An 18,303-nucleotide genomic window follows, 5' to 3' on the forward strand; every position below is an offset into this window, starting at 1 on the left:
TCGCGTGGCGAAAGCGGCTTCGGCTGAACGCAAACGCTCCCTCACTGAAGGTCAGCGAGGGAGCGTTCGGGTTTTGGGCTGGCGGAGCGTCACGGCAGACCCGGGGTGCCGGAACTGGCTAGCTGTTCTCGCCTTTGTTCTTTGGTTTGATGGTGTGCTTGTTCTTGGGCTTGTGTTCCGTGGTCAGTCCAGTGGGCGGAGTTCGTCGGCGTAGGAGACGGAGACTCGGCGGAGGACGCCTTCCTTGACCGAGTACTGGCCCATGCGCCACAGCGGCGGGCTGTAGGCGTGGACGGTGACGCTGCCCTTGTCCGAGCCGACGACGCGGTGGATGTGGTCGGGGCCGAAGCCGTAGACGTCGCCGGCCTCGATCTCGGTCTCGATCGGTTCGGTGCCGATGGCGAGGTTGTGCTCGACGAGCTTGCCGCGGGCCACCGCGACGGCACCCGAGGAGACGTCGTGGTCGTGCCAGCCGGTGTCGTTGACCGGGGTCCAGCAGATCAGCCAGACGTCGACGTTGGCGTCGCGGTGCAGCGAGGCGAAGACGCGCTCCTCGTCGCTGTACGCGACCTTGTCCTCCCACAGGTGCGGCTGGGCGGCCAGACCGCCGGCCAGCTCGGCCAGCTCGTCGGGGGTGAGATCACGTCCCGGAAGGTTGTCGAGCGACAGACAGTCGTTGAGCTCCACGAGCCGGCTGGCCTGGCGCGCGGGTACGACGGGTGCGTCGGAAACGGGCTGAGCAGTCACTGCACTCCCCTCTCAGGAGGTGGCACCGGTCCGTACAGGAGCCGGTGCGGGTTGTCGTGGCGGATCACCGCGGTCGCGGCGTCGCCTTGTCGTAGGTCGACGGTCCCGGCGTACGGCCGGTCGGTGCCGTGCACGACCTGGTCGATGCCGAGGACCCGGGCGACAGCGTCGATCCCTTGCGGGCCGTAGCTCGAGGTGTCGACGTACAGGTTGGGGTCGATGGTGCCGAGGCGGCCGCCGCGGGCAGCGAGCCGCTCGTGGTGCACGGGGGCCAGGCCGGCCGCCGCGACGAAGCAGAGCCTCAGCTTCGGGTACGACGTACGCCCGCCAAAGGCATGCCAGGCCCACCAAGCGGCCTGCAGTTGGGCGGTGTAGTCGACCACTGGCGGCCACCAGCCGGGCAGCTCTTCACCAGGCGGCAGAGGCGTCCCGGGGTGGACGAGGATCGCCTTGTTCAACCGCTCGGCGAGCGCAAGCAGTGAGCCGACAGCAGCCCAGCCGGTCGGAGTACCGATCGCTTGGGCGGGCAGCTGCAGGCCCAAGAAACCGTTACCCAGAAGGCTTTCCAGCCCGGCAAGGTCCGGCTCCAGCAGGTTTACGGCGGCCCAGGCTTTGAAGGGCGCAGGCAACGAAGCAGCGCCGGCGTGCCAGGCATCCAGCAACGCTGTATCACCGAGGTGCTCGATCCCGAGCGGCGAAGACAATGACAAGCCGACCAGCGAGGTCCCGGCGTCGAGTTCCGCGGCGACGCGCTTGTCGGCCTCATGGGCCGCCGGGTCCACCTCGTACGGCGCCTCGCCGGTCGTGTGCAGCGTCCAGCCATCCAGGTACGGCGGCTCGGTGCGAGCCCGGAGCCGGTCGACGAACTCGGCCGGCCAGAGGTGCTGGTGCACGTCGATGATGTCGGCAGCACGGGCACTCACGAGCTCACCTCCCTCACCAGGTTGACTTTGAAGCGCTTCAAGACACCCGTAGTGAAGCGCTTCAAAGCCCGATCTGTCAAGCGCCGGCCCAGCAGAGTCCATCCGCCGGAAGGTTTTTGTCCCCGCCGTGCCCTAGGGTCGATCACATGTCCGGAACAGGCCGCAGGCCGACCCTCAAGGACATCGCAGCGGAGACCGGCCTCTCGATGGCGGCCGTTTCCTACGCGCTGCGAGGTCTGCAAGGAACGCCGGAGACGCAGCAGCGGGTGCGGGAAGCCGCCGAGCGTCTCGGGTACCAGGCCGACCCCGTGGCCCGCGCGCTCGCCTCCGGCCGGAGCGGTTCGGTCGGCGTCCTGTGCGCCTCGCTCGAAGACCTCTGGCAGCAACGCCTGGCCGCCGCGCTCGGCCGCGAGCTGCTCGCCCCGGACCGGAACGCCTGGATCATCGACTCGGCCGGTGACGCCGACCGGCAGCTCCAGCTCGCCCAGCACCTGGTCGACCATCGCGCCGACGCGATCGTGGTGATCCCGATCGATCCGGGCGCCAAGGGCTGGGCCAAGATCGCCCAGCAGGCGCCGGTGATCGCGATCGGCGACGCGCTGCCGGCCGCCAAGGCGAAGTCCGAGGTGCTGTTCGACAACGAGACCGGAGTCAGTACTGCGCTGCGCCGGCTGGCCGACGCGGGTCACCGCAACGTCGCCGTGCTGAGCCCGTCGCGCCGGTTCGAGGTGGAGCGGCCGGCCGAGGAGATCGCCCAGCGGATCGCGTTCGGGCTGAAGCTGAAGGTGCGGATCGTCCCCTGCCCGCACGACCTGGGCGGCGCCGCCAAGGTCGCCCGCGAGCTGCTGACCTCGGATCACCCGCCGACCGGCATCCTGGCGCTCGCCGACTCGATGGCCTTCGGCGTGTACGCCGCATGTAAGGAGCTCGGCATCGTCGTCCCCGACGAGCTGTCCCTGCTCGGGTACGACGACCAGCCGATGTCCCAGCTGCTCAGCCCGCCGCTGTCCACGTTCCACTGGCCGCTCGACGACCTGGTCGCCGACGTGGTGAGCCGGGTCACGTCGGCCGTCGACACCAACCGCCGGGTCCGCCGCACGACGGTCGAGCCGACCCTGATCGAGCGCGGCTCGGTCGCCGCCCCGCCCGCTAGTTCGCCATGTCAGCAGTTGAGTTAGCGATAGCGGTGCCTGGGCGCCGGTAGCGCGACTCAACTGCTGACATGGTGAACTGGGGCGTGACGGCGACGCTGAGTCACCCACGACGGCCACGCGACCGAAACTAGACTAGTTCAGTGCACTTAAATTCCACTGTCCATCATGTGGAACCGGCACGAGCCACGGCGAGACGGCGCTAGCCGACCAGCCGATCCAGGCGGGCCGCGACCGCGGGACGGCGATGGTCGGCCGGGGGCAGTTGCCGGTCGAGAACCTCGAAGACCTCGAGGTCCTCGGCTCCCGTGGACGTCTGCGCGAACCGCCAGAGCAGGTCGGCATCGGGCGAGTCCAGTACCGCGCGGCGCAGCGTCGCGTCGAGCTCAGCTCGCTCCACCCGCAGCGCCGGTGCATCCGACCGCCCGAGCAGCGGGCCGGAGTACAGCTCGACAGCTTCAGCCAGATCACCGCGCCGCAGAGCGACCTGTACGTCGGTGACGTCGCCCGACACATCAGCGACGATTCGGTACGGCTTCGTGTCGAGTACACCTTCGCCGAGCAGGTTCCGCAGCCGGTGCATCTCCGCTCGGACCGTCGCCGGGTTGCCCTCGTCGCCGTACAGCTGCAGCATCAATTGCTCGGCCGTGAGCCCAGTGGGGTGCAGAAGCAGCAACGCGAGCACCTCGGCCCGGCGCAACGTCAACGCGATCTCCCGGGTGCCGACGGTCGCAACCGGCTGGCCCGAGCCCAGGAGCTTCAGTCGCAGCAGCGGGCGGCGACGGCGTACCGGGCCTGGAATGCGTAATAGATAGCCCTCGTCCAGCTGCTCGACCACGGCTTCGCGGCCGTCGCCGAGCTCGATCCGAGAGGCGCCTGTCGAGACGTCCAGGCGATCAGGCAGCCAGGCGAGCGGCTGGACGGCGAGCACCCGGCCGGTCGGGGTGAGCAGGGCGCCGGGAGCATCTCCCAGCGCGATCAGGTGACGCATGTTGCGGGCGCGAAGGGTCTCGTCGGCAGTGGCCATCCGGACCCGGAGCTGCCCTTCGGCGAGTTGGGCGGCCGCGGTCACCAGCGCCATCATCGCGGGGTGGACCGTACGCAGCGGACCGCTGACGTCGACGGCGCCGATCACCTTGCCGGTGTCGGGGTCGTGCACCGGCGCCGCGGCACAGGTCCAGGCGTGGATCCGGCGGACCAGGTGTTCGGCCGAGTGGATCTGGACGGGCTGGTCGGCGGCCAGCGCAGTACCCATGCCGTTGGTACCGATCGCGGCCTCGGACCACACCGCGCCCTCGGTCAGCGCGATCCGGTCCGCTTGCCGGCGGACGTCGGCCGCGCCCTCGCGCCAGAGGATCAGCCCCTGGGCGTCGGTGACGATCATGATGTGGGAGGCCTCGTCCGCGATGCTCGTCAGAGTCGCCCGGAGAATCGGCAGCACCGCGCGCAACGGGTGTGCTTCGCGAAGGGACTCCAACAGCTCGGCCGCCAGGACCAGTGGCGGTCCGTCGAGCTCGGGGTCCACCGACGCCGCCAGCGATCGTTGCCAGGACTCGGCGACCAACGGCCTGGGCTCCAGCCGCCTCGGTTCCAGCGGGCGCGGGACACCGGGCACACGGCCTCCACCGAGCACCTCGTCGTACAGCTCACTGAGCCGGCGCGCCTGCTCCGGTGCGTCCACGCTCCAGCCTCACTCGGAACGTGCACGCATTCAAGAGCGGGCCGGCATCGAGAGTGAGCCGGCATGCAACGTCGATGCAACGTCCGGCGGCCTACGTTGCGATTCAACGCTCTTTTCTGCAGGAGGACCAATGACGATCTATGCAGCTCCAGGCAGCGACGGCTCCCCGATCGAGTTCAAGTCGCGCTACGACCACTTCATCGGCGGCGAGTGGGTACCGCCGGCCAAGGGCGGGTATTTCGAGAATCCGACTCCGGTGACCGGTGAGAACTTCACCGAGATCGCGCGGGGCACCGCCGACGACGTCGAGGCCGCCCTCGACGCCGCCCACGGGGCGGCGCCGGGCTGGGGCCGGACGTCGGCGGCGGAGCGCGCGAACATCCTGAACAAGATCGCGGACACGATCGAGGACAACCTCGAACTGCTCGCCGTCGCCGAGACCTGGGACAACGGCAAGGCGGTCCGCGAGACGCTGGCCGCGGACATGCCGCTGGCGGTCGACCACTTCCGGTACTTCGCCGGCGCGCTGCGCGCGCAGGAGGGCTCGCTCTCGCAGGTCGACGAGGACACCGTCGCCTACCACTTCCACGAGCCGCTCGGCGTGGTCGCCCAGATCATCCCGTGGAACTTCCCGATCCTGATGGCGACCTGGAAGCTGGCGCCCGCGCTCGCGGCCGGCAACGCCGTCGTACTGAAGCCGGCCGAGCAGACGCCGGCCTCCATCCACGTGCTGATGGAGCTGATCGCCGACCTGATCCCGCCGGGTGTGCTGAACATCGTCAACGGGTTCGGCGTCGAGGCCGGCAAACCGCTTGCCTCTAGCAACAGAGTCGCCAAGGTCGCGTTCACTGGTGAGACCACGACCGGCCGGCTGATCATGCAGTACGCCTCGGAGAACATCATCCCGGTGACGCTGGAGCTCGGTGGCAAGAGCCCGAACATCTTCTTCGACGACGTCGCGGCCAGCAACGACGCCTTCTACGACAAGGCACTCGAGGGCTTCACGATGTTCGCGCTGAACCAGGGCGAGGTCTGCACCTGCCCGTCCCGCGCGCTGATCCAGGCCGGTATCTACGACTCGTTCCTGTCGGATGCGAAGGCGCGGACCGAGGCGGTCAAGCAGGGCAACCCGCTGGACACCGACACGATGATGGGCGCACAGGCCAGCAACGACCAGTACGAGAAGATCCTGTCGTACATCGACATCGGCAAGGCCGAGGGCGCCAAGGTGATCACCGGCGGCGAGAAGGCCGAGCTCGACGGCGACCTGAGCGGTGGCTACTACATCCAGCCGACGATCTTCGAGGGCGACAACAAGATGCGGATCTTCCAGGAGGAGATCTTCGGCCCGGTCGTCTCGGTGGCCAAGTTCGACGACTACGCCGACGCGATCAAGACCGCCAACGACACCCTCTACGGGCTGGGCGCCGGGGTCTGGACGCGCGACATGAACACGGCGTACCGGGCGGGCCGCGAGATCCAGGCCGGCCGGGTCTGGACGAACTGCTACCACGCCTACCCGGCGCACGCGGCCTTCGGCGGGTACAAGAACTCCGGGATCGGGCGCGAGAACCACAAGATGATGCTCGATCACTACCAGCAGACCAAGAACCTGCTGGTCAGCTACTCGCCCGACAAGCTCGGCTTCTTCTAACCCCCATGGTCGACAGGGTTTCCTACACGGAGGAGGCGGCGGAGTTGCTCCGCCGTCTCACCGAGATCCATGGCCCGCTGATGTTCCATCAGTCCGGCGGCTGCTGCGACGGCAGCTCCCCGATGTGCTACCCGGACGGCGAGTTCAAAACCGGCAACGCGGACATCCAGCTGGGCGATCTGGCCGTCGCCGGGCTAGCCCGGCCGATCTCGTTCTGGATGTCGAAGAACCAGTACGAGTACTGGAAGCACACCCACCTCACCGTCGACGTCGTCAAAGGCCGCGGCAGCGGCTTCTCGGTGGAGGCCCCCGAAGGCGTCCGCTTCCTGATCCGCTCCCGCCTCTTCAGCGACCAGGAGTCCGAAGCCCTCGGCCTCCTCTGACCCACCCTCGAACGAGTGCCGGCCGCCCGGTGGCGTTGCCGGACGGCCGGCACTCTCAGTTGTCCAGATACGCGGCGAGTTCCTCGGTACTACGGACGCCGTGGTCAAGTACGGCGGGATAGATGTCGGACCCGCCGACGACCTCGGGGTAGCCGGGATAGCTGCTCTTGAGCTGGAGGATCGCTTCCTTCTCCTCATCCTTCGATGCCTGGACGCGCAGCGCATCGGCGACATGCGGCCGTTCGACGGCGTGCAGCCAGATGGTCAGTTCGATCTTCCAGCCGGCGTGCTGGAGCACTGCGTAGAACCTCTCGTCCGTCAACTGTGGGGTGGGCCGGCGATCCTCGCGTTCGTCACGGAAGTCCACGGACTGCAACTCGACCCGCTGGGCGATGTCGGCAAGCCCCGCCAGTACCGCGCTCACGGCGGCATCCGGCGCTGTGAACATAACGTCGATATCCCGCAGCACCATCAGCCCCGACCGCGCGCTGCCGATCAGCTGGGGTGGATCGAAGGACGGAAACGCCCGCTCCAGTTCGAGCCGTTCCAGGAGTTCGTGTGCTTCGGTCTGCAAGGACCGGGCCTGGTCGATCAGGGACATGGGTCGACGCTAGGCGTGAGGCCGGTATCTCCACCACGGGTTTTCGCCGTCAGGTCTCGCAGGCCACACTCGGAGTGGCCATGATGAGTCTGGTGATGGCCACGCTGCTGGGGCGCTGGACCCTGAACTCGCCCGGGAACCTCACTGAGGGTTGAGCTCAGGGTAGGTCCAGCACCACCATCGGTTGGGGGTTTGCTGCCCCTGTGTCAATCCAGTGGGCTGCCGAAGATCGATGTATGACAACTGTGGGGGAAATCCGAACCGTAGTACCGGCGTTGCCGGGGCGGCCGCAGCGGCTGCACCGGCCCTTGGTGGCGGTGTCGATCGCGCTAGCTGTGATGGTCGTGGTCGGCATCGTGGGGGCGTTGTTCGACGATCGGCAGCTGCTCGGTCATCCGATCTGGATGAAGCCGCTCAAGTTCGCGATGAGCTTCGCGGCGTACAGCCTGACGCTGGCCTGGTTGCTGTCCTTGCAGACCAAGGCCCGCCGGCTCGGCTGGTGGATGGGTACCGCGGCCGCCGCGGGGATGGCGGCCGAGATGGTGATCATCACCGGCCAAGTCGTGGTGCGCGGCCGCCAGCTGCACTTCAACCAGTCCACCCCGACCGACACCCTGATGCACGACCTGATGGCGCAGACGGTCTACGTGATCTGGTTCGCGATCTTCGTGATCGCCGTTCAGCTGCTCTTCGACAAGCCGGGTGACAAGGCGCTGCGCTGGAGTATCCGGCTCGCGCTCGGTACCAGCCTGATCGGCATGCTGGCCGGCACCCTGATGTTCCGCACCACGCCGACCCAGGAGAAGGCACTCGCGGAGACCGGCCGGGAGGACTTCTTCGGCGCGCACTCGGTCGGCGTCGAAGACGGCGGCCCGGGGATGCCGATCACCGGCTGGAGCACCGAAGGCGGCGATCTGCGGGTCGGGCACTTCCTCGGCATCCACGCGCTGCAGCTGATCCCATTGGTTGCCCTCGGCCTCGTTCTGCTCGCCCGCCGGTTCCCGGTACTACGCCCAGAGGGCCCACGGACCGCCCTGGTGTGGATCGCCGCCGCGTCATACGGCGGGCTGATCTGGCTGGCCATCTGGCAGGCGCAACGCGGCGAGTCCCTTGTCCATCCAGGGCGCTCGACACTCTTTGCAGCCGGATCGTTGCTCACCGCGACCCTCGTGCTGTCGCTGCTGGTACTGCTCCGTGCACGAAGGACAACCCTCGCTTCAGCGTCATTCCGGGGATAACCCTTCCCCGCGTCGATTCAGCAGGCTTAAGGTCTGCCCGGACGGGTCGTGGAGGCGAGCCGCGAAACTTTCTCTGGAGCGTTGTTGTGAATGTTTCTGGCAAGGGACGGGGGCTCCTGGCAGTCACTGCCGTCGGCGCCACCACAGTCCTGGCTGTAACAGCCGGCGGTGGCGCGGTGGCAGCCACCAGCGCCAACCCGGACCCGAAGGCCTCAGGCGAGAGCACCAAGTCGATCGAGTCGAAGGAACGTAAGGGCAACTACGACGCCCGTACCCCGAGCGCCCGCACGGACTACGCCCGCGCCGCCAAGGCAGTCGGCAAGGAGACCGTGGCGTCGGAGAAGTTCCGGAACTCGCTGGGCAGCCAGGGTGTGGTGTCGGTCGACCCCAACACCGGCACCCCTGAGCAGGTGACCAAGCTCAACGGCTTCCTCACCGCCGCGAGCAGCAAGAAGGCGACCGAGATCGCGCTGAGCTACGTCAAGGCGCACCCGGAGGTCTTCAAACTGTCGGAGTCCGACCTCGGCACCCTCAAGCTGCGCAAGGACTACGTCGACGACCTCGGCACCCACCACATCTCCTGGGTCCAGGAGGTCGACGGCATCGAGGTGTTCAGCAACGGCCTGAAGGCCAACGTGACCAAGAAGGGCGAGTTGATCTCGCTGCTCGGCGCGCCGATCGCCGGCCTGGTCGCGAAGGCGGAGGCCCGCTCGGCCGCTCCCTCCCTGAGCGCCGGCGCGGCCCGGTCCGCGGCCGCCGAGGACGTCGACGGCAAGGTTGCCTCGGCCACCGCGACGAAGTCCGGAGCCGTCACCAAGTACAGCAATGGCGACACCGTCAAGCCGGTCTGGTTCAACACCGCCGACGGGCTGCGCAAAAGCTGGCTGACCTACGTCCAGGCCGGTGGCTCGAAGAGCTACAGCCACGTCATCGACGCCCAGACCGGTGGCCTGCTGTACCGCCGCGACCTGGTCAGCGAAGGCGCCGGCGACGCACTGGTGACCGACAACTACCCGGGTGCCGCCAAGGGTGGCACGCAGCGCACCGAGAACCTGATCTACAACAAGTGGCTGAAGAAGGGCGCGAAGACGCTCCTCGAGGGCACCTCGGTCCAGGCCTTCGCCGATGTCAACGACGACGGCGAGCCGAACGCCGGCGAGACCGTCAAGGTGCCGGGGACGAAGACGGGCTCGGAGTACAAGCTCGTCCCGTTCCAGTCGAACGCGCTCTGCACGGCGACCGCGCTCTGCTCCTGGGACCCGGCCACGCCGGACTCCTGGAAGACCAACATGAACCAGGACGTCACCAACGGCTTCTACCTGGCCAGCAACTTCCACGACTGGCTGGCCAAGCCGCCGATCAGCTTCACCCCGGCGGCCGGTAGCTTCGACGCCGCCGGCGGCGACCCGGTACAGCTGAACGCGCTGGACGGCGCGGCCACCGGTGCGGACGGCGGCCCGGACGCCAACCACGTCAACAACGCGAACATGAACACCCCGCCGGACGGCACCCCGCCGGTCATGCAGATGTACCTGTTCGGCGCGGCCGGTGACGACACCACCGTCGCCACCAGCTCCTCCAACGCGGCCGACATCCTGTACCACGAGTACACCCACGGTCTGTCGAACCGTCTGGTCGTCGACGCCACCGGCAACTCGACGCTGAACAGCATCCAGGCCGGCTCGATGGGTGAGGCGTGGAGCGACTTCTACGCGCTCGACTACCTGGTCTCGCACGGTCTGGAAAAGGACACCAAGGCCCCCGGCGAGGTGCTCGAGGGCAAGTACGTCACCGGTGGCGGCAGCATCCGCACCCAGGCCAATGACTGCCGCGTGAAGGCGGTCAGCCCGAACTGCGTCGGTATCGACGACTCGATCGGTGGCTACACCTACGGCGACTTCCCGACCATCGGCGGTACGCCGGAGGTGCACGCCTCCGGTGAGGTCTGGGCCCAGACGCTGTGGGACCTACGTGAGCGCTTCGGCCGGACCTACGCGCTGAGCATCATCACCCGCGCGATGGAGCTGTCCACCGCCGACCCGACGATGCTGGACATGCGCAACGCGATCGTCCAGGCCGACCTGGTCGCCAGCGGCGGCAAGAACGCCAAGATCATCTGGCAGGTCTTCGCCAACCGTGGCATGGGCTGGTTCGCCGGCGCTCTCGACGGTGGCGACTCGCACCCGGTCGAGGACTTCCACATCCCGCCGACCGGTGCCACCACGAGCATCTCCGGCGCTGTGACCGACAAGGACACCGGCGCCCCGGTGCCTGGCGCGCTCGTCTTCATCGGCGGTCACGCCTCCGGCTACGCGGGTGACTACTCCGCCGTGACCGGCGCAGGAGGCAAGTACACGATCAACAACGTCCTGCCGGGCACCTACGGCAAGTTCGTCGTCTCGGGCGCGGGCTACGAGGTCCTGGGCAACGCGCTGGCGGTCAAGGCCGGCGGCACCACTGCCAACTTCGCACCGCGGCGCAACTGGGCGGCAGCGTCCGGCGGCGGTTCGGTGGCGGCGTTCACCGGTCCGGACTTCTCGCCGCAGTGTGGTCCGCAGTACGCGATCGACTCCAGCCAGGGCACCGGCTGGGGCAGCACCACCGGCGACAACGCCGGGACCCCGACCAACGTGATGATCCCGAAGAACATCGACATCGCGTTGCCGGCTGCCGTGAACATCTCCAAGTTCTCGATCGACCCGTCCAACACCTGTAACGACCCGGGCAGCGCCTCGACCGGCAAGTACCGGATCGAGACGTCCGTCGACGGCACCACCTGGGCCACCGCCCAGGAGGGTGAATTCACCGCCGCGAACCGGGGCAAGTACAACGAGGTCACGCCGACCGCCAACACCACCGGCGTGAAGTTCGTCCGGTTCGTGATGCTGAGCCCGCAGGTCCCGGACTTCGCCACGAACTGCCCGAACGGCGGCTTCGGCGGCTGCCAGTTCACCGACATGACCGAGATCCAGGTCTACGGCACCAAGTAACCACCTGAGCACCACCCAAGAGGGCCGGCCGAGTACCTACTCGGCCGGCCTTCCGGCTTTCCCGGCGCCTCGACCTCTCGCAGTTGCATCGGTGTGGAATGGTTGTCACCCCTGGTTTGCAAGGACAAATGAGGGGCTATTTGAAATGGGAATGCCGCCACTGACCAAGCAACCATCTCGCCCGCGGACGCCGGTACTACCCACGTCCCCCGGATCTGAAACTCCCCGGACAGCGAAAAACCCCAGGCCATCGGCCTGGGGTCGGACTGGAGCGGGTGACGAGAATCGAACTCGCACGGTCAGCTTGGGAACAGACTTGTCATCGCTCTCCCCGCTCAGCCAGGCGTGAGTGTAGTGCGTTTCTGGATGCGACTTACCGCCGTTTACCTGCATTGCCCGAGCTTGTCCATCTGATCGGGCACGAAGAGGGCACGGACCGGGCTCGCTCCTGGCCGGCGCTAACGTGCTCGTCGGCAGGTTGGTGACGGTTCCCAGCGTGCCGCGGCGCCGACGGGGTGAGCAGGGCAGCACTACAGAAGACTGTGCGGCTCCCGCGCATGCAGGAGCCCCACAGCAGACCGGATCAAGAATTAGCCGACAACGCCCCACTGGTAGATGTGGTAAACCCCGTCGGAGCCGACATTGCAGAACGCCTGTCCTTCTTTCAGTTCTGTAGTCACGTAGATTCCGTTGTAGCAGCCATCCAGTCTCCCGTACTGACCGCCATAGAATTTGGCCTGCTCGCCGACCAACCACTGCCAAATCTGCCAAGCGCCATCAGTGTTCGAACAGAATGATTTGTGCGCTTTGAGGTCAGCGCTGTTGTTGATCACGTTGTAGCAACTGTTAGCACTTCCGTAGTGCCCACCGATCAACCTCGCAGCCTGACTGGTTCCAGCCGTGACGACCGAACCAGTAACCGCCAGGAAAAGAACAGCGGCGGCGAATCCAACCCGACGAAACATTTCATACTCGCTCTCATGGTCAGACATTTCGTGTTCCTGCTAGAACACAGCAAAACAACGCTAGCCCGGGAGCCGCCGCGCCACGCCCGGAGCGCATTGCAACAACATGCAACCTCCCGGACGGGCAATCCCGGGCTAGCCCTCGTGGCTTCATGGAACTGGTGACACAACGGCAGCAGCCCTGCCCTCCGACCCGAACGTGCCTTCGGAGTCGGCTCCATGCCCAAAACAGCCGCGGCCTGAGCAACAACCCGTGACCCCGGCGCGTCGCGAAACTAAAGCATGAACAGTAACGAGAAAGTCCGCATCCGCCACGAGGTCGATGAACAGCACCTAGCCGGACTGATGGAGCTGTTTGGCTCCACGTGGTGGATGGCCAATCGGACAATCGAAGAGACCAGATTGATTCTGCGAGAATCGGACATCGTTGTGGTCCTGGTCGATTCTTCGCACGGCGAGATCGTCGGCTTCGCTCGAGTTCTGACGGACTACGCCCACGTCGCGCTGGTGCTAGACGTCGTCGTTGCGCCAGCGCTACGGGGATCAGGCTACGGCGCCGTGTTGCTGGATGCCATCGTCCAGAATCCCCAACTGTCACAGGTGCGGAGCATCGAACTGGTCTGCCAGCCCGAACTCGTTCCCTTCTACAGCCGCTGGGGATTCACCGACCAGGTCGGCAGCTCGCTGCTCATGCGCCGCTCCACAGACCCCTCATTGGTTCACTAACTCTCGCCAGCTCGGGATCGACAGCCTGCAACTTGACACCTAGAACCCATCGGAGGTCTTAAGAGGTCAACTCGGCAGCGTCATGTAGTTGGTCCTTCAGGCGAAGGTTTGGTGACGACCTTGAGGTACTGGCCAAGGCGAGCCCCGGTGTTGCACGAGAGATCGAGTACGTGCAGGCCTGCGTCATGAAGGGTGCCAACCACAGAGAACCCGAACGTCGCCCGATCGAACCCGTCACGTTCGGGCGGAGCGACGATCGTGGCGGCCTTCTTGCTGAACGTCGCTGTCTTGCTGGGGGTGATCAACTCGACGATCAGCTCGATGGGAATCTCTGTTCCAGGTTCGATGTCGGTCCAAGACACATCGACCCAGACCCACAGAGCGGCGCGGAAGGGGCCCGGGAGTTCGACAACCTCGTACGAGGACCAGCCTGCACCAATGAGGTAACTGAGACCGTTGTTCATCTCGGCATAGTTGGCGAACAGAGCTGAAGAGACCGAGGTCGTCACGATCTCGGCGAGGGCCTCGGGGAACGGCGAATGCGTATCGCGACCGCCGCCGGGTGTGATGACAGCACCAAAGCGTGTGTGTCCTCCGGCTTCGCCGGGCAAGCCGTCAACCCCAAACCGACCTCCCTGACCAATCTCAATCGGAACCTCGCCAAGCACTTGTAGGCCCGTCACCGCGAATGTGTGATGGCCGCCGCCGGGCCCTCCGTCGCCTCCCCTCGCGCCCGGTCCGATAGCTCCACCACCCGAGCCACCCGCGCCGGGCGCTAAGGCAGCCTTACCACCGAGATCGATCGTTGCGTCGCGAAAGTCCATCAGGACGTCTCCCATGGATAGGAGCACGGCGCGTTCGAGCAGGCCTTCAGGCAGCTCAGGAGATTTGGCTGGGGGGGCTTGGAGCTGGACGGCCTTCCAACGGCGAAGGGTCTCCACCGGGTAGACGGCAGCGAGTGCCTTCAGATCGACCTCTTCAGCGTGCGGCAGGCAGAGGAGGATTAGGTTGCCGAACGCTCTACGATCCTCGTCCGTCATGGCTTGGTCGTAGCGAGGACCCAGCGCCGAGGCAGCGCAGATGTGTGCGATGCGCGAGTTCAACACGGGCGTGCGGAGAGCATCAACCCACCTGAGCAGCTTTTCATCGCACTCAGGATGCGCGCACGTGGTGGCCGTGCCGTAGAGCTGCTTGACAGTGCTTTCGAGAATTGGGAGCCGCGTCACAAAGTCCTCCCGAGGGTCGGAGTGACGCTCCAGACCGTATCGGGTCTACGCGAATCCACCGCTCATCGCCAGTCCCTCCTCGGCTACGCCTCAGACGGCCGTCGGGCCAGCAGACGAACGACCCTTTCGGAGATCACCACACTTCAGCGGCAGGACATCGACGTCGACAGGGCGAGCGTTCGCGTCCGACAGCAGTACCTCGAAGTACGGGGAGAAGGTCTCACCTCGGCACGCCGAAGTCTCGCGCCGGCGTTCGCACTGTCGCCATCCCGATTGCTCTGGTCACTCTGCTTCGTGCTCACCTTGATGAGCACTGTGCATCGGCGCCGGATGCATTGCTGTTCTCGCTGGTGTCTGGGCTGCCGATCCGTCGCTCTAGCTTCAACAAGCTCACGACCTGGCGGGCGGTGGTGAGCATCGGCGTACCGAATCTGCACTTCCACGATCTCCGGCACACGGGCAACATGCTGGCGGCCGGGAGTAGGGCGACGACCAATGATCTGATGGCACGGATGGGGCCAACAAGAAGGAGCGGAAGGCCAAGAAGAAGGACGGGAAGGCAACCAAGGCCAGGGCTATGCAGAGTTTGAATGGTCGGCCGGGCGAGTTGGAGGCTTCACCTGGCATCGATGGCAGGCGCAGCGCAGAGCACGTCGACGGTGCTGATGATCCGGACGGCGACGATGAGGCGGCGGGCGTACCGGCGAGAGTGAGCTAATGGCGAGTTAATGGCACGCTACCCGCGGTGACGAGGTGGCAAACAGAAAGCCCAGGTCCGGGAACATCCCCCTGACCTGGGCTTTTGCCATGTTCAGACAATGGAGCGGGTGACGAGAATCGAACTCGCACTGTCAGCTTGGGAAGCTGATGTTCTGCCATTGAACTACACCCGCGGGGCCGCCGATCACCGGCGGACTCAGAGGATCATACCTGGTCGGCTGGGCGGTTTGCACAGGGGGTTATCGGGCAGTTTTCCACAAAGGGCGCGCCCAGGACTGGGCAGGCCGGTCATCTTCTGGCAGATTAGAACGCGTTGCCGGGGGCAACATTCGACGCAACGTGAGGATGCGGTCCTGACTGGGGCCGGACAAGCTGGTTGCGGGGCAACTGAAAAAGAAGGGGTGAACGGTGGCAACTGACACTAACGACGCGCTGGAGAACCTGGAGAAGGAGCTCGTCACGCTCGCTCGCCGGCTGCGCAGTCTGCAGCGGACGCTGTCGGACGAGGCGCATCCGGATCTGGAGCCGGCGCAGTACGCGTTGCTGAACCACGTCGAGGAGCTCGCACCGGTGCGGATGGCCGACCTGGTCGCGGCACTCGAGGTGGACAAGGGTCCGGTCAGCCGGGCCTGCGCGCGACTCGAGGAAGAAGGCCTGCTGAAGCGGGCCGCCGACAAGTCGGACGCACGCGCGACGCTGCTGACGCTGACGGCGAACGGCAAGCGCAAGCTCGCCGCGGCCCGCAAGAAGCGCCACAAGGTGATCGAGGACCTGCTGAAGGACTGGTCGCCGGCCCAGGTGAAGACGTTCGCCGGCCAGGTCTCGAAGTTCAACAAGCTCGCCAACTGAGCCGTTGCCGAAGGCCCGTAGCCGCGTCGACGGTCCGGGGAGCTGAGGGCTCCGGAACAAGTACGCGGCCAGGTCCGGCGAGACGGGCACCGAGCAGTCGTCGGCGCCCCGAGGCACCAAGAGAGGTGGAGTTGCAGCACGCTGCGGTAAGTTGCGTTCGTGCTGCTCTCCGACCGTGACATCTTGGCCGAAATCGACGCGAACCGGGTCCGGCTTGACCCGTTCGATGCTGCGATGGTGCAGCCGTCCAGCGTCGACGTACGGCTGGACCGATTCTTCCGGGTGTTCGAGAACCATCGCTACCCGCACATCGATCCGGCCGAGGAACAGCCCGACCTGACTCGTGAGGTCGAGCCCGAGCCGGATGAGCCGTTCATCCTGCATCCCGGCGAGTTCGTCCTGGGCTCCACTTTCGAGCGGGTGACACTGCCGGACGACATCGCGGCGCGGGTGGAGGGCAAGTCCTCGCTGGGCCGGCTCGGCCTGCTCACCCACGCGACCGCCGGGTTCATCGATCCCGGCTTCTCCGGCCACGTGACGCTGGAGCTGTCGAACGTGGCGACCCTGCCGATCAAGCTCTGGCCGGGTATGAAGATCGGCCAGCTGTGTTTCTTCCGGCTCTCCTCCCCCGCCGAGCACCCGTACGGCTCCGCGAAGTACGGCTCCCGGTACCAGGGCCAGCGCGGCCCGACCCCGTCCCGCTCGTACCAGAACTTCCTCCGCGGCGGCATCTGACCTCCCAGGGCCCTCAGGCGGGGCATCCGCCCCGCCTGGGCGACAACGCCCGTCCCGTTACGGGGTCAACTGTCGCGAGTCAGCTGGTCGCTTTCTGGACCACGAGGATCTTCTCGGTGAGGACGGGGGCCTTGCCGCCGCCAGACAGCAGGTAGGTGCTGCCGTACTTCGAGACTGCCTCCGGCGCCCTCGGGTCGCCGTAGATCAGCGAGGTGTCGCCCCAGGTCCCCGGATCGCCGGCGCCGGTCGTCGTGCTGCCGGGGCCGTCGGTCGGGGCACCGCTGGTCGGCCCGGAGTCGTTGGTGGGCGTCGTACCACCGGGGGTCGGCGAGCCGCCGTCGGTCGGCGTAGCGCCTGGTGTCGCGGCGGGCACCGGCACGTCCTGTCCGGTCTTCGCGTCCAGCACGGCGGGCTGCGACTGCGCGTTGCCGTACAGATAGCCGTTGTAGAAGGCAGTGATTTCGGGGACGACCCGGCTGGCGGTCTTCTCCGAGTAGCTCCAGGTCCTCTTGCCGGTCGCGTCGTCGAACGCGCCGAGCTCGTCGATGTCGTTGCCGTCGGCGCCCTTGATGCTGCTGAAGCTGCAGACCAGGGCGGTGACGTGGTCGGACTTGCAGTCGAACCCGATCCCCTCCGGGGTGTTCGGCATCTTCGTCTCGACCACCTCCGCGGAGGCGATGTCGACGGCGTACATCGAGTTCAGGTAGTGGTGGTCGTACTTGGTGTCCTGAACGTAACCACTGCCGGAGATGAAGGCGCGCTTGCCGCCGGTCCCCTCCACCGAGAGGTTGGTCATCGTCGGCGTCGGGATGCTCTTCTTGATCGCCCCGGTGCTGCCGTCGGCGATCACCATCGACAGGCCCTTCATCCCCTTGGCCTTATCCGCCGTCGCGCCGACGACGGTGCCGTTGAGCACGCCCGCGGCCTCGACCGCCGGGATCACGACGCCCTTCTTGGTCGCCGGATCCGCATAGACGGCCACGGTGTCGTACTTCGCGGGCTGGGACATGGACGCCCCCGAGACGCCGATGCTGACCACGTACTGTCCGGTGGAGGTGTCGTAGGCGTAGGACATCTGCCGCTTGACGGTACTGCCGGGGCCGATCACCGGGGTGAGGTCGACGGTGACGCTGGACACCAGCTTGCCCTCGACCGGATCGATCCACTGGAAGGCGACCTGAGCGTGGGCCTTCTGCGTGCCGCCCGCCTCGACGCTCTGGATGTACCCGGTGGCGATGACTTCCTTGCCGTCCAGCTGGACACCCACCGGCTTCAGGACGTCGACGACCTTGGTCGACTTGACGTCCGTGGCGGGCACCTGCCAGGTGCTCGAGCCGTCGATCAAGCGACCGAACATCCCGGTGTCGTTGCTGTAGAGCGCCGCCTTGCCGACCATGCCGGCCACGGCGTAGTCGAGCCCGATCGACCCCTCGGACCGCGCGTAGGGCAGTGCGGCGACCGCGTTGAAGGCCTTCGGCGGGTCGAAGCTGGGCAGCTCCGGGGTGGTCGGGGTCGGCGTCGAGGCCGAGTTCTTGCTGTCGCCTTCCGACGGGGAGTCGGACTTCTTGTCGTCTCCCCCGCTGCAGCCGGCCAGCAGCACAGCGGCGGCGGTCACGGCGACCAACGGACGCAACATCGGTTTCTCCCCAAGTCTCGAGCACAGCTGAACGCCAGCAACTTAGCAGCGTCAGCGGTTCGGGGTGGTGACCAGACC

General features: G+C 66.6%; 15 protein-coding genes and 1 tRNA gene. 8 read left to right on the forward strand and 8 right to left on the reverse strand.

Annotation, left to right across the window (positions count from 1 at the left end):
• Window positions 1-183 precede the first annotated feature (183 nt).
• Together G3I17_RS31110 and G3I17_RS31115 are read right to left on the reverse strand one after the other, a co-directional pair.
• Entirely contained in the window at window positions 184-747 is a 564-nt protein-coding gene (locus G3I17_RS31110; RefSeq protein WP_164601251.1) for a cysteine dioxygenase family protein, read from the reverse strand.
• Window positions 744-1,670 carry an amidohydrolase family protein gene (locus G3I17_RS31115; protein ID WP_343238477.1) on the reverse strand — a complete coding sequence of 309 codons (927 nt, stop codon included), beginning with the start codon at window positions 1,668-1,670 and terminating at the stop codon, window positions 744-746. Before G3I17_RS31115 ends, G3I17_RS31110 begins: the two co-directional genes overlap by 4 nt.
• Window positions 1,671-1,816: 146 nt before the next feature.
• Between G3I17_RS31115 and G3I17_RS31120 the strand changes: the two genes are divergently transcribed.
• Window positions 1,817-2,848 (forward strand): LacI family DNA-binding transcriptional regulator, encoded by a 1,032-nt coding sequence (locus G3I17_RS31120; protein WP_164601253.1) that lies wholly within the window; start codon window positions 1,817-1,819, stop codon window positions 2,846-2,848.
• A gap of 175 nt (window positions 2,849-3,023) precedes the next feature.
• Here G3I17_RS31120 and G3I17_RS31125 read toward each other — a convergent pair whose 3' ends face one another.
• Complete coding sequence (locus G3I17_RS31125; protein ID WP_164601255.1) at window positions 3,024-4,502, reverse strand: helix-turn-helix domain-containing protein; 1,479 nt, start codon at window positions 4,500-4,502, stop codon at window positions 3,024-3,026.
• A 130-nt stretch (window positions 4,503-4,632) separates the two neighbouring features.
• Here G3I17_RS31125 and adh point away from each other — a divergent pair, with 130 nt between their 5' ends.
• The gene (gene adh / locus G3I17_RS31130) at window positions 4,633-6,156 is read left to right on the forward strand and encodes an aldehyde dehydrogenase (RefSeq protein WP_164601257.1); all 1,524 of its coding nucleotides are present in this window, start codon (window positions 4,633-4,635) and stop codon (window positions 6,154-6,156) included.
• 5 nt (window positions 6,157-6,161) lie between these two features.
• A complete protein-coding gene (locus tag G3I17_RS31135) occupies window positions 6,162-6,539 on the forward strand; it encodes a DUF779 domain-containing protein (protein WP_164601259.1) in 378 nt (125 codons plus the stop codon).
• A gap of 55 nt (window positions 6,540-6,594) precedes the next feature.
• On the opposite strand, the gene G3I17_RS31140 is transcribed toward G3I17_RS31135, so the two are convergent.
• A complete protein-coding gene (locus tag G3I17_RS31140) occupies window positions 6,595-7,140 on the reverse strand; it encodes a hypothetical protein (protein ID WP_164601261.1) in 546 nt (181 codons plus the stop codon).
• Window positions 7,141-7,376: 236 nt separating this feature from the next.
• Between G3I17_RS31140 and G3I17_RS31145 the strand changes: the two genes are divergently transcribed.
• Together G3I17_RS31145 and G3I17_RS31150 are read left to right on the forward strand one after the other, a co-directional pair.
• Complete coding sequence (locus tag G3I17_RS31145; RefSeq protein ID WP_164601263.1) at window positions 7,377-8,378, forward strand: hypothetical protein; 1,002 nt, start codon at window positions 7,377-7,379, stop codon at window positions 8,376-8,378.
• Between the two features lie 86 nt (window positions 8,379-8,464).
• Window positions 8,465-11,368 carry a M36 family metallopeptidase gene (locus tag G3I17_RS31150; protein ID WP_164601265.1) on the forward strand — a complete coding sequence of 968 codons (2,904 nt, stop codon included), beginning with the start codon at window positions 8,465-8,467 and terminating at the stop codon, window positions 11,366-11,368.
• A 590-nt stretch (window positions 11,369-11,958) separates the two neighbouring features.
• Here the strand turns inward: G3I17_RS31150 and G3I17_RS31155 are convergent.
• A complete protein-coding gene (locus tag G3I17_RS31155; RefSeq protein WP_164601267.1) occupies window positions 11,959-12,360 on the reverse strand; it encodes a hypothetical protein in 402 nt (133 codons plus the stop codon).
• A gap of 255 nt (window positions 12,361-12,615) precedes the next feature.
• Between G3I17_RS31155 and G3I17_RS31160 the strand changes: the two genes are divergently transcribed.
• Window positions 12,616-13,059 carry a GNAT family N-acetyltransferase gene (locus tag G3I17_RS31160; RefSeq protein WP_164601269.1) on the forward strand — a complete coding sequence of 148 codons (444 nt, stop codon included), beginning with the start codon at window positions 12,616-12,618 and terminating at the stop codon, window positions 13,057-13,059.
• An 80-nt stretch (window positions 13,060-13,139) separates the two neighbouring features.
• Here the strand turns inward: G3I17_RS31160 and G3I17_RS31165 are convergent, their stop codons facing one another.
• Both G3I17_RS31165 and G3I17_RS31170 read right to left on the reverse strand, forming a co-directional pair.
• Window positions 13,140-14,285, reverse strand: a complete 1,146-nt coding sequence (locus G3I17_RS31165; RefSeq protein WP_164601210.1) for a hypothetical protein — start codon at window positions 14,283-14,285, stop codon at window positions 13,140-13,142.
• Window positions 14,286-15,104: 819 nt separating this feature from the next.
• Window positions 15,105-15,178, reverse strand: a tRNA-Gly gene (locus G3I17_RS31170).
• 235 nt (window positions 15,179-15,413) lie between these two features.
• On the opposite strand from G3I17_RS31170, the gene G3I17_RS41230 reads away from it, so the two are divergent.
• Window positions 15,414-15,854: a MarR family transcriptional regulator gene (locus G3I17_RS41230; protein WP_164601271.1), complete on the forward strand. Its 441-nt coding sequence runs from the start codon at window positions 15,414-15,416 to the stop codon at window positions 15,852-15,854.
• Window positions 15,855-16,013: 159 nt separating this feature from the next.
• Window positions 16,014-16,589, forward strand: coding sequence for a dCTP deaminase (gene dcd / locus G3I17_RS31180; RefSeq protein WP_164601273.1), 576 nt, complete (start codon window positions 16,014-16,016; stop codon window positions 16,587-16,589).
• A gap of 79 nt (window positions 16,590-16,668) precedes the next feature.
• Here the strand turns inward: dcd and G3I17_RS31185 are convergent, their stop codons facing one another.
• A complete protein-coding gene (locus tag G3I17_RS31185; protein WP_164601275.1) occupies window positions 16,669-18,225 on the reverse strand; it encodes a hypothetical protein in 1,557 nt (518 codons plus the stop codon).
• Window positions 18,226-18,303: the final 78 nt, after the last annotated feature.

It is taken from the genome of Streptomyces sp. SID13031 (genome assembly GCF_010548305.1).
Lineage (GTDB): Bacteria > Actinomycetota > Actinomycetes > Propionibacteriales > Kribbellaceae > Kribbella.

Bases quoted from the DNA above. Each gene is read 5' to 3' on its own strand.
- G3I17_RS31185 (WP_164601275.1), bottom strand. From the start codon at position 18,225: ATGTTGCGTCCGTTGGTCGCCGTGACCGCCGCCGCTGTGCTGCTGGCC.
- G3I17_RS31140 (WP_164601261.1), bottom strand. From the start codon at position 7,140: ATGTCCCTGATCGACCAGGCCCGGTCCTTGCAGACCGAAGCACACGAA.
- adh (WP_164601257.1), top strand. From the start codon at position 4,633: ATGACGATCTATGCAGCTCCAGGCAGCGACGGCTCCCCGATCGAGTTC.
- G3I17_RS31160 (WP_164601269.1), top strand. From the start codon at position 12,616: ATGAACAGTAACGAGAAAGTCCGCATCCGCCACGAGGTCGATGAACAG.
- G3I17_RS31145 (WP_164601263.1), top strand. From the start codon at position 7,377: ATGACAACTGTGGGGGAAATCCGAACCGTAGTACCGGCGTTGCCGGGG.
- G3I17_RS31135 (WP_164601259.1), top strand. From the start codon at position 6,162: ATGGTCGACAGGGTTTCCTACACGGAGGAGGCGGCGGAGTTGCTCCGC.
- G3I17_RS31120 (WP_164601253.1), top strand. From the start codon at position 1,817: ATGTCCGGAACAGGCCGCAGGCCGACCCTCAAGGACATCGCAGCGGAG.
- G3I17_RS31155 (WP_164601267.1), bottom strand. From the start codon at position 12,360: ATGTCTGACCATGAGAGCGAGTATGAAATGTTTCGTCGGGTTGGATTC.